18 protein-coding genes are annotated in these 17,420 nt (G+C 34.7%); 9 read left to right on the forward strand and 9 right to left on the reverse strand.

The window, feature by feature from the left end:
- The 4 genes from PHC28_RS05485 to PHC28_RS05500 form a co-directional block, all read left to right on the forward strand.
- Window positions 1-2,909: efflux RND transporter permease subunit (locus PHC28_RS05485; RefSeq protein ID WP_300097067.1), on the forward strand; the 2,909-nt coding region annotated here is incomplete at its 5' end.
- Window positions 2,910-2,928: 19 nt separating this feature from the next.
- Complete coding sequence (locus PHC28_RS05490; RefSeq protein ID WP_300097069.1) at window positions 2,929-3,237, forward strand: hypothetical protein; 309 nt, start codon at window positions 2,929-2,931, stop codon at window positions 3,235-3,237.
- 26 nt (window positions 3,238-3,263) lie between these two features.
- Complete coding sequence (locus PHC28_RS05495; RefSeq protein WP_300097071.1) at window positions 3,264-3,449, forward strand: DUF2892 domain-containing protein; 186 nt, start codon at window positions 3,264-3,266, stop codon at window positions 3,447-3,449.
- Window positions 3,450-3,593: 144 nt separating this feature from the next.
- Complete coding sequence (locus PHC28_RS05500) at window positions 3,594-4,145, forward strand: DNA polymerase ligase N-terminal domain-containing protein (protein WP_300097073.1); 552 nt, start codon at window positions 3,594-3,596, stop codon at window positions 4,143-4,145.
- Between the two features lie 2 nt (window positions 4,146-4,147).
- Here PHC28_RS05500 and PHC28_RS05505 read toward each other — a convergent pair whose 3' ends face one another.
- From PHC28_RS05505 to PHC28_RS05540, 8 genes are all read right to left on the reverse strand, one after another.
- Window positions 4,148-4,858: a sulfite exporter TauE/SafE family protein gene (locus PHC28_RS05505; protein ID WP_300097075.1), complete on the reverse strand. Its 711-nt coding sequence runs from the start codon at window positions 4,856-4,858 to the stop codon at window positions 4,148-4,150.
- Window positions 4,859-4,861: 3 nt separating this feature from the next.
- The gene (gene hypD / locus PHC28_RS05510; RefSeq protein WP_300097077.1) at window positions 4,862-5,941 is read right to left on the reverse strand and encodes a hydrogenase formation protein HypD; all 1,080 of its coding nucleotides are present in this window, start codon (window positions 5,939-5,941) and stop codon (window positions 4,862-4,864) included.
- A 13-nt stretch (window positions 5,942-5,954) separates the two neighbouring features.
- Complete coding sequence (locus tag PHC28_RS05515) at window positions 5,955-6,581, reverse strand: FKBP-type peptidyl-prolyl cis-trans isomerase (protein ID WP_300097079.1); 627 nt, start codon at window positions 6,579-6,581, stop codon at window positions 5,955-5,957.
- Between the two features lie 11 nt (window positions 6,582-6,592).
- The gene (hypF, locus tag PHC28_RS05520; protein WP_300097081.1) at window positions 6,593-8,875 is read right to left on the reverse strand and encodes a carbamoyltransferase HypF; all 2,283 of its coding nucleotides are present in this window, start codon (window positions 8,873-8,875) and stop codon (window positions 6,593-6,595) included.
- On the reverse strand, window positions 8,865-9,395 hold the full coding sequence (locus PHC28_RS05525; protein ID WP_300097083.1) for a hydrogenase maturation protease: 531 nt from the start codon (window positions 9,393-9,395) through the stop codon (window positions 8,865-8,867). Before PHC28_RS05525 ends, hypF begins: the two co-directional genes overlap by 11 nt.
- A 72-nt stretch (window positions 9,396-9,467) precedes the next feature.
- Window positions 9,468-10,175: a Ni/Fe-hydrogenase, b-type cytochrome subunit gene (gene cybH / locus PHC28_RS05530; protein ID WP_300097085.1), complete on the reverse strand. Its 708-nt coding sequence runs from the start codon at window positions 10,173-10,175 to the stop codon at window positions 9,468-9,470.
- A 23-nt stretch (window positions 10,176-10,198) separates the two neighbouring features.
- Complete coding sequence (locus PHC28_RS05535) at window positions 10,199-11,935, reverse strand: nickel-dependent hydrogenase large subunit (RefSeq protein ID WP_300097087.1); 1,737 nt, start codon at window positions 11,933-11,935, stop codon at window positions 10,199-10,201.
- 21 nt (window positions 11,936-11,956) lie between these two features.
- On the reverse strand, window positions 11,957-13,078 hold the full coding sequence (locus PHC28_RS05540) for a hydrogenase small subunit (RefSeq protein WP_300097090.1): 1,122 nt from the start codon (window positions 13,076-13,078) through the stop codon (window positions 11,957-11,959).
- Window positions 13,079-13,290: 212 nt separating this feature from the next.
- Here PHC28_RS05540 and hypA point away from each other — a divergent pair, with 212 nt between their 5' ends.
- The 5 genes from hypA (at window position 13,291) to PHC28_RS05565 (ending at window position 16,471) form a co-directional block, all read left to right on the forward strand.
- Window positions 13,291-13,632 carry a hydrogenase maturation nickel metallochaperone HypA gene (gene hypA, locus PHC28_RS05545; RefSeq protein WP_300097092.1) on the forward strand — a complete coding sequence of 114 codons (342 nt, stop codon included), beginning with the start codon at window positions 13,291-13,293 and terminating at the stop codon, window positions 13,630-13,632.
- Window positions 13,633-13,642: 10 nt separating this feature from the next.
- Window positions 13,643-14,485, forward strand: a complete 843-nt coding sequence (hypB, locus tag PHC28_RS05550) for a hydrogenase nickel incorporation protein HypB (RefSeq protein WP_300097095.1) — start codon at window positions 13,643-13,645, stop codon at window positions 14,483-14,485.
- Between the two features lie 4 nt (window positions 14,486-14,489).
- On the forward strand, window positions 14,490-14,726 hold the full coding sequence (locus tag PHC28_RS05555; protein ID WP_300097097.1) for a HypC/HybG/HupF family hydrogenase formation chaperone: 237 nt from the start codon (window positions 14,490-14,492) through the stop codon (window positions 14,724-14,726).
- A 29-nt stretch (window positions 14,727-14,755) separates the two neighbouring features.
- Window positions 14,756-15,775 (forward strand): hydrogenase expression/formation protein HypE, encoded by a 1,020-nt coding sequence (gene hypE, locus PHC28_RS05560; protein ID WP_300097099.1) that lies wholly within the window; start codon window positions 14,756-14,758, stop codon window positions 15,773-15,775.
- Window positions 15,776-15,988: 213 nt separating this feature from the next.
- Window positions 15,989-16,471, forward strand: coding sequence for a hypothetical protein (locus PHC28_RS05565; RefSeq protein ID WP_300097101.1), 483 nt, complete (start codon window positions 15,989-15,991; stop codon window positions 16,469-16,471).
- A 31-nt stretch (window positions 16,472-16,502) separates the two neighbouring features.
- Here PHC28_RS05565 and PHC28_RS05570 read toward each other — a convergent pair.
- The coding region (locus tag PHC28_RS05570) for a PorP/SprF family type IX secretion system membrane protein (protein ID WP_300097103.1) at window positions 16,503-17,420 on the reverse strand (918 nt) is incomplete at its 5' end.

A 17,420-nucleotide genomic window follows, 5' to 3' on the forward strand; every position in this document is an offset into this window, starting at 1 on the left:
TGTCGAAACACGAAGATATGTTTCCGAAAGGCGTTTACAAACCAATGGTAAAAACGCGTTCGATTGACGATGTGCCAATGTTGGGTTTGACGCTTTGGAGCGAAAAAATGGATGATTTCCAGTTGCGTCAAATTGCTGAGGAAGTAACTTCGGAGATTGAAAAAGTGAAAGATGTGGCGATTACCAAAGAAATTGGTGGTCGAAATAGAGAATTAAAAGTAGTTCTCGACAAAGATAAAATGGCCGAAAATGGCGTGGATGCTTTGGGAATTATGGGAATGATTCAAGCCAATAATGGAAGTTCGCAATCGGGAAGTTTTGTTAATAATGACCAAGAATATCTGGTTACTACAGGGAAATTTCTTTCGAATGCGGAAGATGTTGAAAGTTTAGTTGTTGGTGTAAATAAAAATATGCCTGTCTATTTAAAACAAGTTGCCACAGTTGAAGATGGACCTTCTACAGCTAGAAGTTATGTGTCTTTTGGTTACGGAAAAGCGAACGAAAAATTCAAAGCAGATCAATCGGAATATCCTGCGGTTACGATTTCTATCGGAAAAGTAAAAGGAGCTGATGCGATGAAAATTTCGGAGAAAATCATTTCTAGAGTGGAACTGTTGAAGAAAGATTTAATTCCAAGTGATGTTCACGTAGAAGTAACCAGAAACTACGGAGAAACGGCTTCTGATAAAGTAGGAGAGTTGTTAATGCACTTAGGAATTGCGATTATTGCAGTAACCTTTTTAGTGATTTTAGCGATGGGCTGGAGAGGCGGTTTAGTGGTATTCTTCTCAGTTCCGTTAACATTTGCTTTGACCTTGTTTGCTTATTATTTGTTGGGTTATACGCTGAATAGAATTACACTTTTTGCACTAGTATTCGTAGTGGGAATTGTAGTTGATGATAGTATTATCATTGCCGAAAATATGCACCGCCATTTCAAAATGAAACGACTGCCCTTCAAGCAAGCGGCTATTTATGCGATAAATGAAGTTGGAAATCCTACAATTTTAGCAACATTTACTGTAATTGCGGCGATATTGCCAATGGCTTTCGTGTCAGGAATGATGGGGCCTTATATGAGTCCAATGCCTATTGGTGCTTCGATTGCGATGATTTTATCTTTGTTTGTAGCTTTGACCGTAACGCCTTATTTAGGATACCATTTGCTTCAAGAAAAAGACGAGCAACAACACAAACACGAAGAAGGAATGGAAACGAGTTGGGTGTATAAAATATACAACAAACTCGAAAGACCTTTATTGGACAGCAGTTCGAAAAGAAGAATTCTTTTGCTTGTAACTGTTGTTTTATTAATCGGTTCGGTAACGATGTTTTTCACTAAATCAGTTGTGGTGAAAATGCTTCCATTTGATAATAAAAACGAATTTCAAGTGGTAATTGATATGCCCGAAGGAACGACATTGGAACGCACTGCAGCAGTTACCAAAGAAATTGCACAATATCTTTCGACCAAACCTGAAGTGGTGAATTACCAAAATTATATTGGAACATCGGCGCCGATAACTTTCAACGGATTGGTGCGTCATTATGATTTGCGTGGTGGAAGTAATATGGCAGATATTCAAGTGAATTTGTTGCACAAAGAAGACAGAAAACTACAAAGTCACGATATCGCCAAAGAAATGCGTCCTGAGATTCAGAAAATTGCCGAGAAATATGGTGCAAACGTAAAAGTAATTGAAGTTCCACCAGGACCTCCTGTACTTTCTACTTTGGTTGCTGAAATTTATGGACCTAATTACAAAGACCAAATAAAAGTAGCCAATCAGGTAAAAGATATTTTGAAAAATACTTCGGATATTGTGGATATTGATTGGACGGTTGAAGACAATCAAGTGGAATACAAACTGGAAGTGGACAAAGAAAAAGCAATGCTAAACGGAATTGCTCCGCAACAAGTAGTGGGAAATTTGACTTATTTATTGAAAGAATATCCTGTTTCTAATTTGTATGACGAAAACTCGTATGACAATGTGGGCATCGTACTTTCGCTTGACGACAAGGACAAAACAAGTTTGCAAGACATTCAAAACTTAAAAATCAAAGGAAGTCAGGGGAATATGATTCCGGTGAGTGATTTGGTAAAAGTGGTTCGTGATACTTTGCAAAAAACAATCTACAGAAAAGACCAAAAACGCGTGGTTTATGTAACGGCCGATATGGCTGGAGCTTTAGAAAGTCCTGTTTATGCGATTCTAGGAATGAATGAGAAATTGGCTAAAATGAAGATGCCAAAAGGCTATAAAGTAAGCGAATTGTATATGGAACAACCTACAGATGAAAGTGATTTTACTGTAAAATGGGATGGTGAATGGCAAATTACATTAGAAGTTTTCCGTGATTTAGGTGTAGCATTTATGGTGGTTATTGTCATTATTTATATGTTGATTGTGGGCTGGTTTCAAAATTTTAAAACACCAATGGTAATGATGCTTGCTATACCACTTTCGTTAATCGGAATTGTATTTGGACACTGGTTGTTGAGTGCTTTTTTTACAGCGACTTCTTTCATAGGAATGATTGCTTTGGCTGGTGTAATGGTTCGAAACTCGGTTTTATTGATTGACTTCATCGAAATCCGACTCAACGAAGGAGTGCCAATTAAACAAGCGATTATCGAGGCTGGTGCAGTAAGAACAACGCCTATTTTATTAACAACTGGAGCGGTAGTTATTGGTGCATCAATTATATTATTTGACCCCATTTTCCAAGGATTAGCAATATCATTAGTGTTTGGAGCTATTGTTTCTACAGTATTAACATTGCTTGTAGTGCCAATTATTTATTACATTACTGAGCGAAAAAAATGGGAATCCTCCCCCGACCCCTCCAAAGGAGGGGAGATAGAAGAGGAAAATAATGACTCTGATTTTCTAAACCAATAACATTTTAAATTAAAGAAATATGAAACTATTACTCATTACCGCAGTAAAAGAATTCGAAAATGATATTAAGAAGATACTTAAGAAATCTAAAGTTAAATCATTTTCTTATAAGGATGTAAAGGGATTTAAAGACAATTCCGAAGATGCTATGGAAGGAAATTGGTTTGCTACCAATATGCAAGAAACAGAATCCATACTTTTCTATGCTTTTGTTCAAAAAGAAAAAGTAGATTCTCTTTTTGAATTAGTGGGATTGTTTAATAAAGAACAAGTATCAAAATCAAACATTCACATTGCAGTTCTTAACATCGAAAGATGTAGCAAATAAAAATTAATTAATTTAAAACAGAAAATATGAAAAACAGAATCGTAAGAGCTATTGCAGGTACTTTTATACTTATCAGTTTGTTATTAGCCATTTATGTCAATCAAAACTGGTTATGGTTTACTGCTTTTGTAGGAGCCAATTTATTGCAATCTTCTATCACCAAATGGTGTTTGATGGATGATATTTTGACTAAACTAGGAGTAAAAGACTAATTCATAATTATTTTGTCTTGTATAGAAAACGAGGATGCCCTAAAGGATATCCTCGTTTTTATTTTTATTCTATCTATCTTTCTTACAGGATATTAAATTTAATATCGTAACTTTAATCTGTTTTAAATGTAATACCTATTCGCTATGGATTTAAGTAAATACAATCAAAAACGAGATTTTAATTCGACTACAGAACCCAAAGGGGAGATAAAAAAATCAAAAAACGAATTGATTTTTGTAGTACAAAAACACGCAGCTTCCCAATTGCATTATGATTTCCGTTTGGAAGTAAATGGTGTTTTAAAAAGTTGGGCCATTCCAAAAGGACCATCTATGAATCCTGAGGAGAAAAGATTAGCAATTTTAGTTGAAGATCATCCTTATGCTTACAAGGATTTTGAAGGAACTATTCCTGAGGGAAATTACGGAGCGGGAAAAGTTATCGTTTGGGACAACGGAACCTATACTTTGAACGATGATGATAATGCAGTCCAAACTAAATTTAAATCAGATTTAAAAAAGGGTCTTCTTAGTTTTATCCTTAGTGGCAAGAAATTAAAAGGGGAATTTACATTAGTGCGATTAAAAATTCCTCAAAAAAATGCTTGGCTTTTGATGAAAAAGAAGGACGAGTTTGCGACTTCGACTAATATTCTAAAAGATAACAAATCGGCGATTTCTGACTTGTCTTTGTAAAATTAGAAAAGATTCTCATAAATCACTTTTCCACCATATAAGATACAAAGTAACGAAGAGACAATGATTAGTCCCATTTGTAGTTTTTGGGATTTCAATATCGATTTTCCGTAAGGCAGACTAAATAACCCCGACGCTATAAACATTCCTATTATGGAACCGATTCCAAAAATCAAGATATAGGTTAACCCTTCTAGAGTAGATTTCATTTGAGAAAGTACTAAAACAACTAAGGCACCACTTCCTGCCAAACCATGAACCAACCCCACTCCAAAAGCGGCACTAAAACTATTCGATTTATTGGGATGAGTGTGATTTGAAGCGGAAATAATATGCGAATGTGTATAAGTGTGTGAATGCAAATGGCTTACAGGATCCGTATTGGAAAGAGTATGACTATGCGAATAAGTATGGCTGTGTGTATTTTTTTTGAATAATTTTGACAAGCGATAAATACCTAAAAAAACTAACATCAAACCAACCGTGGCTTCCAAATAACTAAAAATGTGTTCGCTGACGCTAACTTTAAAACCTATCATTAAAACAGCTACTACAAAAATGGTAAGTGTGTGACCAATTCCCCAATAAATACCATCTTTTACAGATTCTTTGAGGTTGTTTCTATTAGTCACTAAGCTATTGACCGCCAATAAATGATCGGCTTCAAAAGCGTGTTCCAGTCCAGCATAAGCGGTAATTAAAATTCCAATCATTTTTTAAACAGAATAATGATAATAAGCAGCACAAGCACCTTCTGATGAAACCATTGGAGCTCCAAGAGGATTGGATGGTTTGCAAGTTTTGCCAAATTCAGGACATTCGTGAGGTTTTTTGATTCCTTTTAGAATTTCACCTGCAATACAGTTTTTGTCTTTTTCGCTAGGTGCTACTTCGATGGAAAACTTGCTATTGGCGTCGTATTTTTTATATTTTTCAGTCATTACAAAACCACTTTCCGGAATTTTGCCAATGCCTCTCCATTCTTGTTCACCAATTTCGAAAACATCATAAATTACTTCTTTGGCTTTTAGATTGCCTTCTGGCTTTACCATTCGTTTGTATTGATTGTCCACGAAATAATCGCCATTTTCTAATTGAAGTATAGCGTGATAAATTCCTTGAACCAAATCAGCAGGTTCAAATCCTGTCACCACAAGCGGAATTTTAAATTTCTCAGCAATAGGATGATATTCGTCCAATCCCATAATGGTGCACACGTGACCCGCAGCTAAAAAAGCATCGATGGTACAAAATTTGTCCGATAAAATAGCTTCCATTGCGGGCGGAACCAAGACGTGAGAAACCAAAATAGAATAATTATTTAAACCCAATTTATCTGCGTGAATGACAGAAAGTGCATTACTTGGAGCGGTTGTTTCAAAACCAACAGCAAAGAAAACCACTTCTTTATCAGGATTTGCAGCAGCAATATTTACAGCTTCGAGTGGGGAATACAAAATTCTCAAATCGCCACCATCAGCTTTAGCTTGAAGTAAACTTTTTGTGGAACCCGGAACCCGAATCATATCACCAAATGAACAAACAATTACGCCTTGTTTCAACAATTCAATGGCTTTATCAATCAATGAAATAGGAGTGACGCAAACAGGACAACCTGGGCCGTGAATCATTCTCACTTCTTTGGGAAGCAACTCAAGCAATCCGTTTTTCACCAATGAATGAGTTTGACCTCCACAAATTTCCATTATGTTCCAAGGTTTCGTAGCTATTTTCTTTATCTCAGATAGATAATGTTTTACGAGTTCTGGATTTCGGTATTCGGTTAGGTATTTCATTGGATTTAATTTTTTAAACGATCTCTATCAATTCTATAATAAAGATAAGAGTGGTGTTGGGTTGAATCATTGGTTGTGCACCATATTCTCCATAAGCCAAATGATGCGGAATGTATAATTTCCAACGAGAACCTACTGGCATCAATAGCAACGCTTCTTGCCAAGCCAAAATGGTTTCGGCTAATTGCAAGTCTATGGCACCGGTATCTTTGGTCGAATCAAAAACATCTTTGTTTAATAAAGTGCCTTCGTAAATTACTTTTACAGTATCATTAATAGTTGGAATTTCTCCATTTCCCTGTGCCAGAATTTCAAATTGCAAACCGCTTTCGAGTGTGATAACTCCTTCTTTTTTGGCGTTTTCCTCCAAGAATTTTCTACCTATTTCAGCGTTTTTATCTTTTTGATCTTCTTGAAGCAATGCCACATAGTTTTGAAAAATATCAATGGCTCTTTTTTGGGTAATCTTTGGATAAGAATCATTAAAAACCGATTTCATTCCTTCAATATAATCATCATATTTTATTTCGTCAAAACCAATGTCTTTGAGGCTTTGCGCCATAATTACTCCAGCAGAATAGGATATTTTATCAGATTCATCTGTTTTCCCTATGGTTCCCAACAATTCGTTTATGTTCATATTTTTTAAAATTAATTTTTAATATTTAGGTAATAATTCAATTGTCCGAAAGAAATGTTTTCGTCGTTTGGCGATAGATTTTCGTGAAAATGAAGCTCAAAATCTTTAGATAAAAATTCGATAATCATATCTACCAAAAGAGAGTTTTGAAAAACCCCACCACTGAATGCTAAAGTACGAATTTTATTGCTTGATGCTATTTTTTCGATGCACTTAATTAATGTATAATGAAAGTTTTTAGCTATTTCTCCAACTGAAATTCCATTTATTTTTGCAGTAATAATTTGGTCAAAAAGTAGTTTTGTTGGAATGATATTTTCGCTGAATTCGATATTTTCTAGATAATCAATTAATTCTTTTTTTGAAGTTGAGAATTCCTTTTGAGCTATTTTCTCCAAATAAATGGCAACTTCTCCTTCAAAATAAATGGGTTGATGAAATCCTAATACAAACCCTACAGCATCAAATAACCTGCCCATCGATGAGGTTTGAATAGTTGGATTTTGTATGGCTTTCGAATAAATATTCCATTCATTATCATCGAAATGGTCTCTAAAAAATGGATTTGAATCACTGATGGACAAAGCTGAAATCTTGGGATTTTTAGACATTTTATCGCCAAGAACCCAAGGATAATAATCCAAATGCCCAATTCTGTTGATTTCTTTATTATGATATTCGAAAAATTCTCCTCCCCAAATTTGTTTATCGTCTCCAAAACCAATGCCATCCCAAATAATACCAAGTATTTTATTTTCAGTTTTCCACAGCTTTTTTTCACCAATAATTGCTGCAAAATGCGCTTTATGATGCTGGATTTTTTGATAATGAATTTGGTTTTCTTGATGAACTATACTTTCTGCTAATCTGGAACTCACATATTTTGGATGAGCATCAAACAAAACTACTTCGGGCTCAAAACTGAATATTCGAGTGTATTCTTCTATCGTTTTTTCAAATCTTAAATAGGTGTCATAATTAGACAAATCGCCAATGTATTCGCTTACATAACAATTGCTGTTAGGCAAAATAGTAATGGTGTTTTTTAAATCGCTGCCAAAACATAGTATTTTTTCCTTTCTTTCTGTGGTTTTAAATTCTAATAAATTGGGAGCAAATCCGCGAGACCTCCTCAGAATTATTTTTTGTGAATTTTTTTCCGTGAATTTCATCACCGAATCATCCTGTGGATGAAGCACATTCAAGGAATTATGTAGAAAATAATCAGCGATTTCTTTTAATGTTTTTGTAGCTTCTTTTTCGCTTGAACAAATGGGCGAACCGTGAAAATTAGCACTTGTGGCAATGATAGGTTTTCCGAAATTTTCCATCACTAATTTCAATGTTCCAGAATTTGGAATCATTGCACCGATAGTTTCAAGATTCGGTGAAATTTGATTGATAGCTAAATCGGATGCATTTTCTAGTTGTAAAATAACAATTGGAGCTTCGGTAGAATTAAGTAAATTACTTTCTAAATCATCTATTTTTAGATATTTTCCTATTGATTCCGTGTTTTTGAACAAGACTGCAAAAGGTTTTGTGGGTCTTTTTTTTCGAGTTCTCAATTCTTTTACAGCTTCATTATTAGTTGCATCACAAATCAATACATAACCAGCCGTATTTTTTAAGGCAATTATATTTCCTAATGTTAGTTTTTCGGCTATTATTTTGAATATTTCAGTGTTTTTTTCTGATAAAATTTCTCCTAAATTAGTGGTGAATTTTAGAGTAATTCCGCAATTTGGGCAAGAATTTGTCTGGGAATGGAACCGAATGTCATTACTGTTTTTGTATTCCTGTAAACAATTTCCGCACATTGTAAAATCATCAATGCTGGTATTAATTCTCTCGAAAGGAAATTTTTTGGTAATGGTATATCTTGGTCCACATTGGGTGCAAGTGGTAAAAGGATAGTAATATCGGGGATTTTCAGCATCCAGAATTTCATTCGAGCAACTTTCGCAAATCGCAAAATCAGGAGTTAACGGAATATCAATGAGTAGGTTGTGAGCTGTGGGTTTTATGACGAAATCATCAAATATTTCTGAAGATGAAATTTTATTTATTTGAGAAGATGTAATCTCGGAACTTTGGGGTTTTTGAAGGAGTATTTGTTTGTAAAAATCATCTATAGTGTTCTCATCGGCAGCTACATTGATTAAAACTCCCAATTCATTATTGGTTACAAAACCTTTTATATTCAATTTTTTAGCCAAATTGAATATAAAAGGTCTAAAACCAACACCCTGAACTCTTCCAGAAATTACTATTTCAAAAGTGCTAGGATTCAATTAGTACACTGTTTTTTGTTTTTAATTCTTCTATTAAATCGAGTATCTTGGTTTTTAAATTAGACAATGAAGCTTTAACTTTAGGAGATAACTCGGTAACCATTGGATCCATATTGTCAATAGAAACGGTGTAAAGATAGATGTCTGGCATTCGACCAAACATGGTTAGGATTTCGACCATATCTTTTAATCCAAAGTTATGTCCGCTCAATGATAAAGGGAAATCATTCGAGAATTTGGGTTTCAAAAGGCTAATGGTTCCCGCTTCTTTTCCATCCATTGTTGCATCAACAATAATAGCAACAGAATGACTTTCAAGATAGGGAATGAGTAGGAATCCACCAGTTCCACCATCCATCAAAGTGATGTTTTTTGAAAATTCAGATTCATCTAAAGAATTAACAAAATGTACGCCTACGCCTTCATCTCCCATTAAATAATTGCCGATTCCCAATAGTAAAATTTTGTTACCATTGTTATGAAATCCGTCTGAAACGTGTGGAAATAATTCTTCTGCCATTTCTATATTTTTTAGCTATTAAAAAAATTCCCTGATATTTTCAGGGAATTTTATTAACCAATTCTACTTTATTTATTTTTTCTCGGCTTCTTTTTTAGCTCTTTCAGCTCTTACGAATTTATAGCCACTTACCATTGCTGATGTTTCGCCTCGGCCTTCCAACCAATCATGATAAAGAACAAGGTACACATGAACCAATGCGAACAAAATGAATCCCCACATAGTTAAATGGTGCAAAACTCTAGTGTTCATATCGCCACCTAAAAATTCTGGAACCCAAGCAAATATTTTTGGTAAAAACCAAGTTGCATTAGCTGAATATAATCCAAAACCTGTGAAAATCATTATTAATGCCATAACAAACATAACCAAATAGGAGATGGCAGCAACATTATTATGACCTACATGTATATTTTTATAATCATACGTTTTTTCGTTTTGGAGAAAAACATCATATTTGATGGTATGCCAAGCGTTTGAAAGTCCCTTTTTGTTAAAGGGAATAAATACTCTCCAGTTGGCAAATTTATTACCTTTAAATGCCCAATATACTCTCATAATCAAGACTGCTACCATCAAATAGGCACTCATAAAATGAATCATTCGGATGTATCCGAACCAAAATTGTTCAGAAGCTTCATTCAGCGACATAAGTGCTGGTGGGTGTGATATTAATAATCCAGTGATAATTAAAATCGTTATTGCCAGTGCATTAACCCAATGAAATAGCCTGACTGGCAGTTGCCATATATAAGCTCTTTTATATTCTTGTATTGCCATAAAAAATTATTTAAAGGGATGCATTATACGTTACAAACAGAGATATCATTCACTTGATTAATGATGTTGCCATTCTCGTCATACAAATGCACTGCGCAAGCAATACAAGGGTCGAATGAGTGAATAGTTCTAATAATTTCCAATGGAAGTTCAGAATCAGCTACTGGAGTATTTAATAAAGCACTTTCGTAGGGTGATCTTTGTCCTTTTGGATCTCTAGGAGAAGCATTCCAAGTTGAAGGAACAACTTGTTGATAATTTTCAGTTTTACCATCTTTTATCACAATCCAGTGGCTTAATGCACCACGAGGAGCTTCAACTAAACCTACACCTTTAGCTTCAGAAGGCCAAGAGGATGTTTCCCATTTTTCCATATTAGACATTCTGGTATCTCCATTCTTGATATTGTTGATAAGAGTGTCAAAGAACTCTAAATTCCATCCAGCTACTAATTGCGTTTCCAATGCTCTTGCAGCTGTTCTTCCTAAAGTGGAGAAAAGAGCTCCAGCAGGAACTTGCAGTTTAGAAAGGGTGGCATCAACAATTTCTTTGTATTCAGGTCTTCCCGACGCATATCCTATTAATGTTCTTGCTAAAGGACCTACTTCCATTGCCTGACCTTTCCATCTTGGAGTTTTGATATAACTGTATTTTTGTTCTACATCAAGATGGGTGTAAGGGGGTTTTGGCCCCGTATAATGTATATTTGTTTCTCCACTCCAAGGATGTTTACCTGCGTTTCCATCACCAGAATAATCATACCAAGAATTATTTACATATTCTTCTACAGTTTTTAAATTTCGCAAATCAAGATCATGCACTTTCGATAAATCTTTGTTTAATATTACTCCCGATGGAAATTTGAAAGTACTATTATCTGTATTATTGTAACCCTGCATTGGTAAATCTCCGAAACTCATAAAATTATGGAATCCACCTATGGCTCCCCAATCTTTGTAGAAACCAGCAATAGCAAGAACATCCGGAATATATACTTGTTCTACAAACTCTTTGCCTTGAATTAATAATTTTTGAACCATTGCTAATCTTTCTGCATTCAAACCGCTAGCATCATCAAGATTAATAGCACAAGCCATACCACCAACTAAATAATTAGGATGTGGATTTTTCCCTCCAAAGATAGCGTGCACTTTTACTATTTCTTTTTGCCATTCTAATGCTTCTAGATAATGCGCAGTTGCCATTAAATTAGCTTCTGGTGGGAGTTTCATTGCTGGGTGACCCCAATAGCCATTAGCGAAAATTCCCAATTGTCCACTTTCTACAAATTTTTTCAGTCTTTTTTGCAAATCAGAAAAATAGCCCGGTGAACTTTTTGGCCAATTAGTTATACTTTGAGCCAATTGCGAAGTTTTCACTGGGTCTGCACTTAATCCGCTTACAACATCCACCCAATCAAAAGCATGAAGGTGATAAAAGTGAACCACGTGATCATGAAGATACAATGCTCCAGTCATGATGTTTCTAACCATTTCAGCATTGGGTGGTACTTTGATTCCAAGGGCATCTTCAACAGCTCTAACAGATGTTGTTGCGTGTACAGTTGTGCAAACTCCACAGGTTCTTTGAACAAAAGCCCAAACATCCTTAGGATTTCTTCCTTTAACAATATTTTCGAGACCTCTTACCATTGTCGAGGACAAAAAAGCTTCTTGTATAGTTCCGTCCGAAATTTCTACTTCTGCTCTTAAATGTCCTTCAATTCTTGTAATTGGGTCAACTACGATTCTTTCTGCCATCTTGTATTATTTTTTGATTTATTAATCTTTAATTTTTGATTCAACTTTTTCACCTTCTGTAATTCTTCTGTCTAATTCTTTCCTTTTAGAAACATTAGAAAGAACAGCATGGGCAGCAACTCCAATACCTACAGCACCAAGAGCAACTTTTCCTAAAGTGTCAGCATCGCTTTCGATTCCGCCTCCAATGGCAAGGTCACGAGAGTAGAAACTTCCAGCATCCCAAAAATCCTTGGCACTACAACCTAAACAGCCATGTCCTGATTGAATAGGGTAACTAACGCCTCCGTTCCATTTGATGTTACCACAAGCATTGTAAGTTGTAGGTCCTTTACAACCCATTTTATACAAACAATATCCTTTTTTGGCGTTTTCATCATCGAAATTTTCGACAAATAATCCTGCATCAAAATAGGGTCTTCTGTAGCAACTGTCATGCACTCTTTTAGAGTAGAAAGCTTTTGGTCTTCCAGCGGAGTCGAGTTCAGGAAGTCTCTCGAATGCTACAACGTGAACAATAATTCCTGCCATAACTTCACCAATAGGAGGACAGCCCGGAACATTGATTATTGGTTTGTCTGTAATTATATCTTGAATAGGAACTGCTCCAGTTGGATTCGGTTTTGCAGCTTGAACGCATCCTGTAGTTGCGCAACTTCCCCAAGCAATTATGGCTTTGGCTCCAGCAGCAGCTTCTTTTACTATTTCGATAGCGCTTCTACCTCCAATGCAACAATAATTCCCATCGTCTCCCAAAGGAATAGAACCTTCAACACAAAGGATATATTCTCCTTTGTATTTATCCATAGTGGCTTTCTTAGCTGCTTCGGCTTGATGTCCGGAAGCTGCCATTAATGTTAAGGTGTAATCCAATGAAATTTTATCCAATATAATATCGGCAACAATAGGGTGATCAGAACGAATGAAGGACTCACTACAACACGTGCATTCTTGGAAATGTTCCCAAATAACAGGTAATCGTGGTTTTGTTGATAATGATTTAGCGATTTGCCCCAATGCGGATGATTCTACACCCATATAGGCGCCAATAAATGCAACAAACTTTAAAAAATCTCTTCGATTGTATCCTTGTCTAACGATACTTTCGTAATAAGTTTCATTTGTTTTGATTTTTTGTCCCATAATAATTTAATTTTAATTACGCAATAAATTTAATAATTTTTATGATACATTTTACTACAACGTTATATTTAGAATGAGACTTAATAAAAGATTGCTAATTTTGTGAATTTAATAATAATTTAACAATATAGATGTCGTAATAATTTTACTATATTTGTCATAGAAGAATTTTTAAGATAAAAAAGTTCTATTAAATCGTTGAATTAAATTGTATGCACGAACTTTCCATTGCAACGTCTATTATTAAAACCGCCGAGAAAGAGGTAGAAAATGGTGATGGAAGAAAAGTTTTAGAAATATATTTAGAAATTGGAAAACTCTCAGGAGTTGAAATCCAATCTTTGAATTTTGTATGGGAACTTAGTACAAATGGAACTGTTTTGCAGGATTCGAAAGTAATAATTACGGAACCGGAAGGAAAGGCAATTTGTGCCGAATGCGATACGGAATATCCATTAGAAAAAATATTTGACTGCTGTCCTAAATGCAACAGCCCATTCAAAAATATAATTTCGGGTAAAGAATTAAAAATTAAAAAATTAATAATCAACTAACAGTAATAGTATGTGTGTAACTTGTGGATGTAGTTCAGACGAAAACGAAATTAAATTCATAAATGTTAATGGCAAAGCCGTTCAACATTCTCACACCCATAGTCATGGAGATGTACATCATAGCCACGATCATAGTCATGACCACGACCATAGTCATACTCACGACCATCATCATGAAGATCACAGCCACATTCATATAAATGCCAAAGAAATCAATTTGGAAAAAGAAATTTTGCACAAAAATGATTTATTGGCCGAAAGAAATAAAGGCTATTTTGAGGCCAAAAATATATTTGCAATTAACCTCGTTAGTTCTCCAGGTTCGGGGAAAACATCTTTGCTGGAACGCACTATTGCCGACTTGAAAAACGAAATTTCATTTAATGTAATCGAAGGTGACCAGCAAACAACAAATGATGCTGATAGGATTGCAGCTCTCAAAGTTCCTGTAATCCAAATCAACACAGGCAAAGGATGTCACCTTGATAGCGAAATGATAGCCAAGGCGGTTAAGGAGCTTTCTCCAAAAGAAGGTTCCTTAATGATGATTGAAAATGTGGGGAATTTAGTTTGCCCTTCGATGTTTGATTTAGGTGAAAATATTCGAGTAGTAATTATTTCTATCACAGAAGGCGAGGACAAACCTATTAAGTATCCGGATATGTTTTACGGTTCACAAGTTTGTATCATCAATAAAATTGATTTATTACCTTATTTAAAATTTGATATTGAAAAGTTGAAGGATTATGCTAAAAAAGTAAATCCTAATCTTGAGTTTTTTGAAGTTTCTGCTTACACAGGAGAAGGTTTAGACTCTTGGTACAATTTTTTAAAAAAATCTTTAAAATCATAATAATATGTGTTTAGCTGTCCCAGGAAAATTAGAAAAAATAGTAGCCGAAATAGATGAAACATTCAGAATTGGAAGTGTATCATTCGAAGGAGTGATAAAAGAAGTCAATCTGGCCTTGGTTCCAGACGCTAAAATTGGAGATTACTTATTGGTACACGTTGGAGCTGCTATCGGAATAATAAACGAAGAAGAAGCAAGAACTACAATGGAAGTACTCAAACAAATGGGCGAAGAAATCTAATTATTTTTCAAAAACATTCTATACAATTAATGCAAAACCTACAAGATAATTCAGAAAAAATAAACCTGCATCACGGTAGTGGAGGCGAGCATACGACCAAGCTTTTAAACGAAGTGATTTTCAAACATTTGAATAATCCAATTCTCAACGTAAGACACGATGGTGCTTTTCTTGATATACAAGGAAAATTGGCTTTTTCTACAGACAGTTATGTTATTCATCCCATTTTCTTCAAAGGAGGCAACATTGGAGAATTAGCCGTAAACGGAACAGTAAATGATTTGTCAATGTGTGGTGCCATTCCTAAATATCTTTCCTTAGCTTTTATTATTGAAGAAGGATTTGGGGTTGACGAGTTTACCGAAATCATCAAATCTATCCGAAAGACTGCCGATAAAGCGGGTGTTTTCATCGTAACTGGAGATACGAAAGTGGTCGAAAAAGGGAAAGGAGACAAGATTTATATTAATACATCAGGTGTTGGTGTTTTACACGAAAATGCGAATATTAGTATCAACAGGATTCAACCTGGAGATTCTATAATAGTCAATATGCCAATTGCTTCTCACGGAATGGCAATAATGTCTGAAAGGGAAGGGCTACAGTTCGAAAGTGAAATTCTAAGTGATACAAATAATCTCAATATTATAGTAGAAAAATTGATGGATAAGTGCGGAGCTGATGTCCATTTCCTCAGAGATGCCACTCGTGGTGGACTCGCATCCGTTTTGCACGAAATAACTACTGAAAGTAATCTCGGAATGCTTTTGGAAGACGAAAAAATACTTGTCGATACTCAAGTCAAAAGTGCCTGTGAAATTCTTGGATTAGATCCTTTGTATGTGGCCAATGAAGGCGTTTTTGCCTGTATTGTTTCAAAATCTGTAGAAAATGAAATAATAGAAATTTTAAAATCGCTAGGTCAAAATCCTTCTATTATTGGGGCAATTACTACTGAAAATAAATCTAAAATTATTCTCGAAAGTGCCTTTGGAGGAAAAAGAGTGGTGAGCCCTTTGATTGGCGAACAATTACCTCGAATTTGCTAACAGTTGATTCAGATTTTCTGTGGAGTAAATTTAAAAATTGCACTAATATTTTTATCAAAATTAGCTTTAATTTTAAGTGCAATTAAGAACACTTATTTTTAATTATGATAGTTGTAAATACAACATATTTTAAGTAATCTAGTTCATTATCCGCTATTTATGCGTAACTTGGCATTGGCTATTGCCACAATTATTTACTAAATATTTACGATTATGAAAAATTTAGGCCTATTATTTTTGTCGCTAACTTGCATTGCATTTGTAAGTTGCAAAAAGAATCAAAGTCAACCAGTTGAAGGAGTTCCTCAAGTTCAGGCAGAAATGCCAATAAGTAAACAGTGCTATAAAGCAATTTATGAACAAGATACTGTTGATTTAGAAGTTAGCACTTTAAAAGACGGAGCAATAACCGGGAATATGGAGATGAAAGTTTTTAATATGCCGAACAAGGTTGGAAAAATTGCTGGAGAATTTCGTGGAGACACCTTATTTGCATCCTATACTTTTATTCAAGGAACAAATGATAAAATTACTTATAAAAACCCAATGGCATTTTTAAAGAAAGGAGAAGAACTCATTTTAGGTAATGGAAAAATAGAAAATAATATGGGTGCGTCTTATTTTGTTAAAGATACACCAATCGAATTTGAACAAGTAAAATATAAATTTTCAAAAGTGGACTGCATTGATAAATAAGAACAATTTTTGGAGTTAAAAAGTTAATTTTTTAATAATTTCTACCCCAAGGATGCTTTACCAAATAATTATCACAACTCGAGCATTCACGGCCTATTTGCCAAGTCAATGAAATTTCATGCACACCATGGGTATTCCCCATTTGTGAAGTACTAATATCATAAGAATAGCCAAATACAAAACGATCTAATTGAATAGAACCAAAAAGATTTAAAGAGGTTAATAGTTGACTATTGTTGCTTTTTCCTTCTGGATTAGTCGCTGCAAGGACTCCAATAATAAAAGGTTTAAATTCTAAAGCTGTTCCAAAATCCAATCGGTTATATTGCGCTTGACGCATATAATTGGCAGTGAATAACACATTAGTCTGATCGGGAAAAAAAGACAGATGGGTATCATCCAAACTCAAGGAATATCCACAATGAAGACTTAAAAATAGTTCCAATGGAACGTTGGCATAATCCGTAAATGCAATATTAGGTTTATTCAAGTGCTTTAATGAAGCACCAAACCAAGCTTTATCACTATACAATACTATTCCAGATGAAAAATCAAAAAAACTAATATAATCATTATTATTTAAAACACTAGGGTCAACACTTCCTCCACTTATTGTTCCGTTATTGATATTGATTTGGTCTTCTAATAAAAGCCCATTGAAATTATAATTTTTATGACCATAACCTGCTTCTATACCCAATCTAAATCTCCAATCATTACTTAGATTGACATTGTATGAATAAACACCATTAATTTGGATGTAATTATAATTGGTAAAAACTTCTCGTTGATTCAAAATGGTCAAACCTAATCCCATATCTCTTTCTCGACCAATCGGGCCATTAACAAAAGCATATTCGGTATCAATTCTTCTACTTTCATTTGGCCATTGAGATCGATGTATAAGACCTGTGTATCCTGTAACCAAAGTGCCTGTAAATGCAGGATT

The sequence above is a fragment of the Flavobacterium sp. genome, from assembly GCF_028712645.1.
In the GTDB taxonomy this organism is placed as follows: Bacteria; Bacteroidota; Bacteroidia; order Flavobacteriales; family Flavobacteriaceae; genus Flavobacterium.

What these genes read in the sequence shown, in the direction of transcription:
- PHC28_RS05490 (WP_300097069.1), top strand. Translation starts at nt 2,929, where the DNA reads ATGAAACTATTACTCATTACCGCAGTAAAAGAATTCGAAAATGATATT.
- PHC28_RS05495 (WP_300097071.1), top strand. Translation starts at nt 3,264, where the DNA reads ATGAAAAACAGAATCGTAAGAGCTATTGCAGGTACTTTTATACTTATC.
- PHC28_RS05500 (WP_300097073.1), top strand. Translation starts at nt 3,594, where the DNA reads ATGGATTTAAGTAAATACAATCAAAAACGAGATTTTAATTCGACTACA.
- PHC28_RS05505 (WP_300097075.1), bottom strand. Translation starts at nt 4,858, where the DNA reads ATGATTGGAATTTTAATTACCGCTTATGCTGGACTGGAACACGCTTTT.
- hypD (WP_300097077.1), bottom strand. Translation starts at nt 5,941, where the DNA reads ATGAAATACCTAACCGAATACCGAAATCCAGAACTCGTAAAACATTAT.
- PHC28_RS05515 (WP_300097079.1), bottom strand. Translation starts at nt 6,581, where the DNA reads ATGAACATAAACGAATTGTTGGGAACCATAGGGAAAACAGATGAATCT.
- PHC28_RS05525 (WP_300097083.1), bottom strand. Translation starts at nt 9,395, where the DNA reads ATGGCAGAAGAATTATTTCCACACGTTTCAGACGGATTTCATAACAAT.
- cybH (WP_300097085.1), bottom strand. Translation starts at nt 10,175, where the DNA reads ATGGCAATACAAGAATATAAAAGAGCTTATATATGGCAACTGCCAGTC.
- PHC28_RS05535 (WP_300097087.1), bottom strand. Translation starts at nt 11,935, where the DNA reads ATGGCAGAAAGAATCGTAGTTGACCCAATTACAAGAATTGAAGGACAT.
- PHC28_RS05540 (WP_300097090.1), bottom strand. Translation starts at nt 13,078, where the DNA reads ATGGGACAAAAAATCAAAACAAATGAAACTTATTACGAAAGTATCGTT.
- hypA (WP_300097092.1), top strand. Translation starts at nt 13,291, where the DNA reads ATGCACGAACTTTCCATTGCAACGTCTATTATTAAAACCGCCGAGAAA.
- hypB (WP_300097095.1), top strand. Translation starts at nt 13,643, where the DNA reads ATGTGTGTAACTTGTGGATGTAGTTCAGACGAAAACGAAATTAAATTC.
- PHC28_RS05555 (WP_300097097.1), top strand. Translation starts at nt 14,490, where the DNA reads ATGTGTTTAGCTGTCCCAGGAAAATTAGAAAAAATAGTAGCCGAAATA.
- hypE (WP_300097099.1), top strand. Translation starts at nt 14,756, where the DNA reads ATGCAAAACCTACAAGATAATTCAGAAAAAATAAACCTGCATCACGGT.
- PHC28_RS05565 (WP_300097101.1), top strand. Translation starts at nt 15,989, where the DNA reads ATGAAAAATTTAGGCCTATTATTTTTGTCGCTAACTTGCATTGCATTT.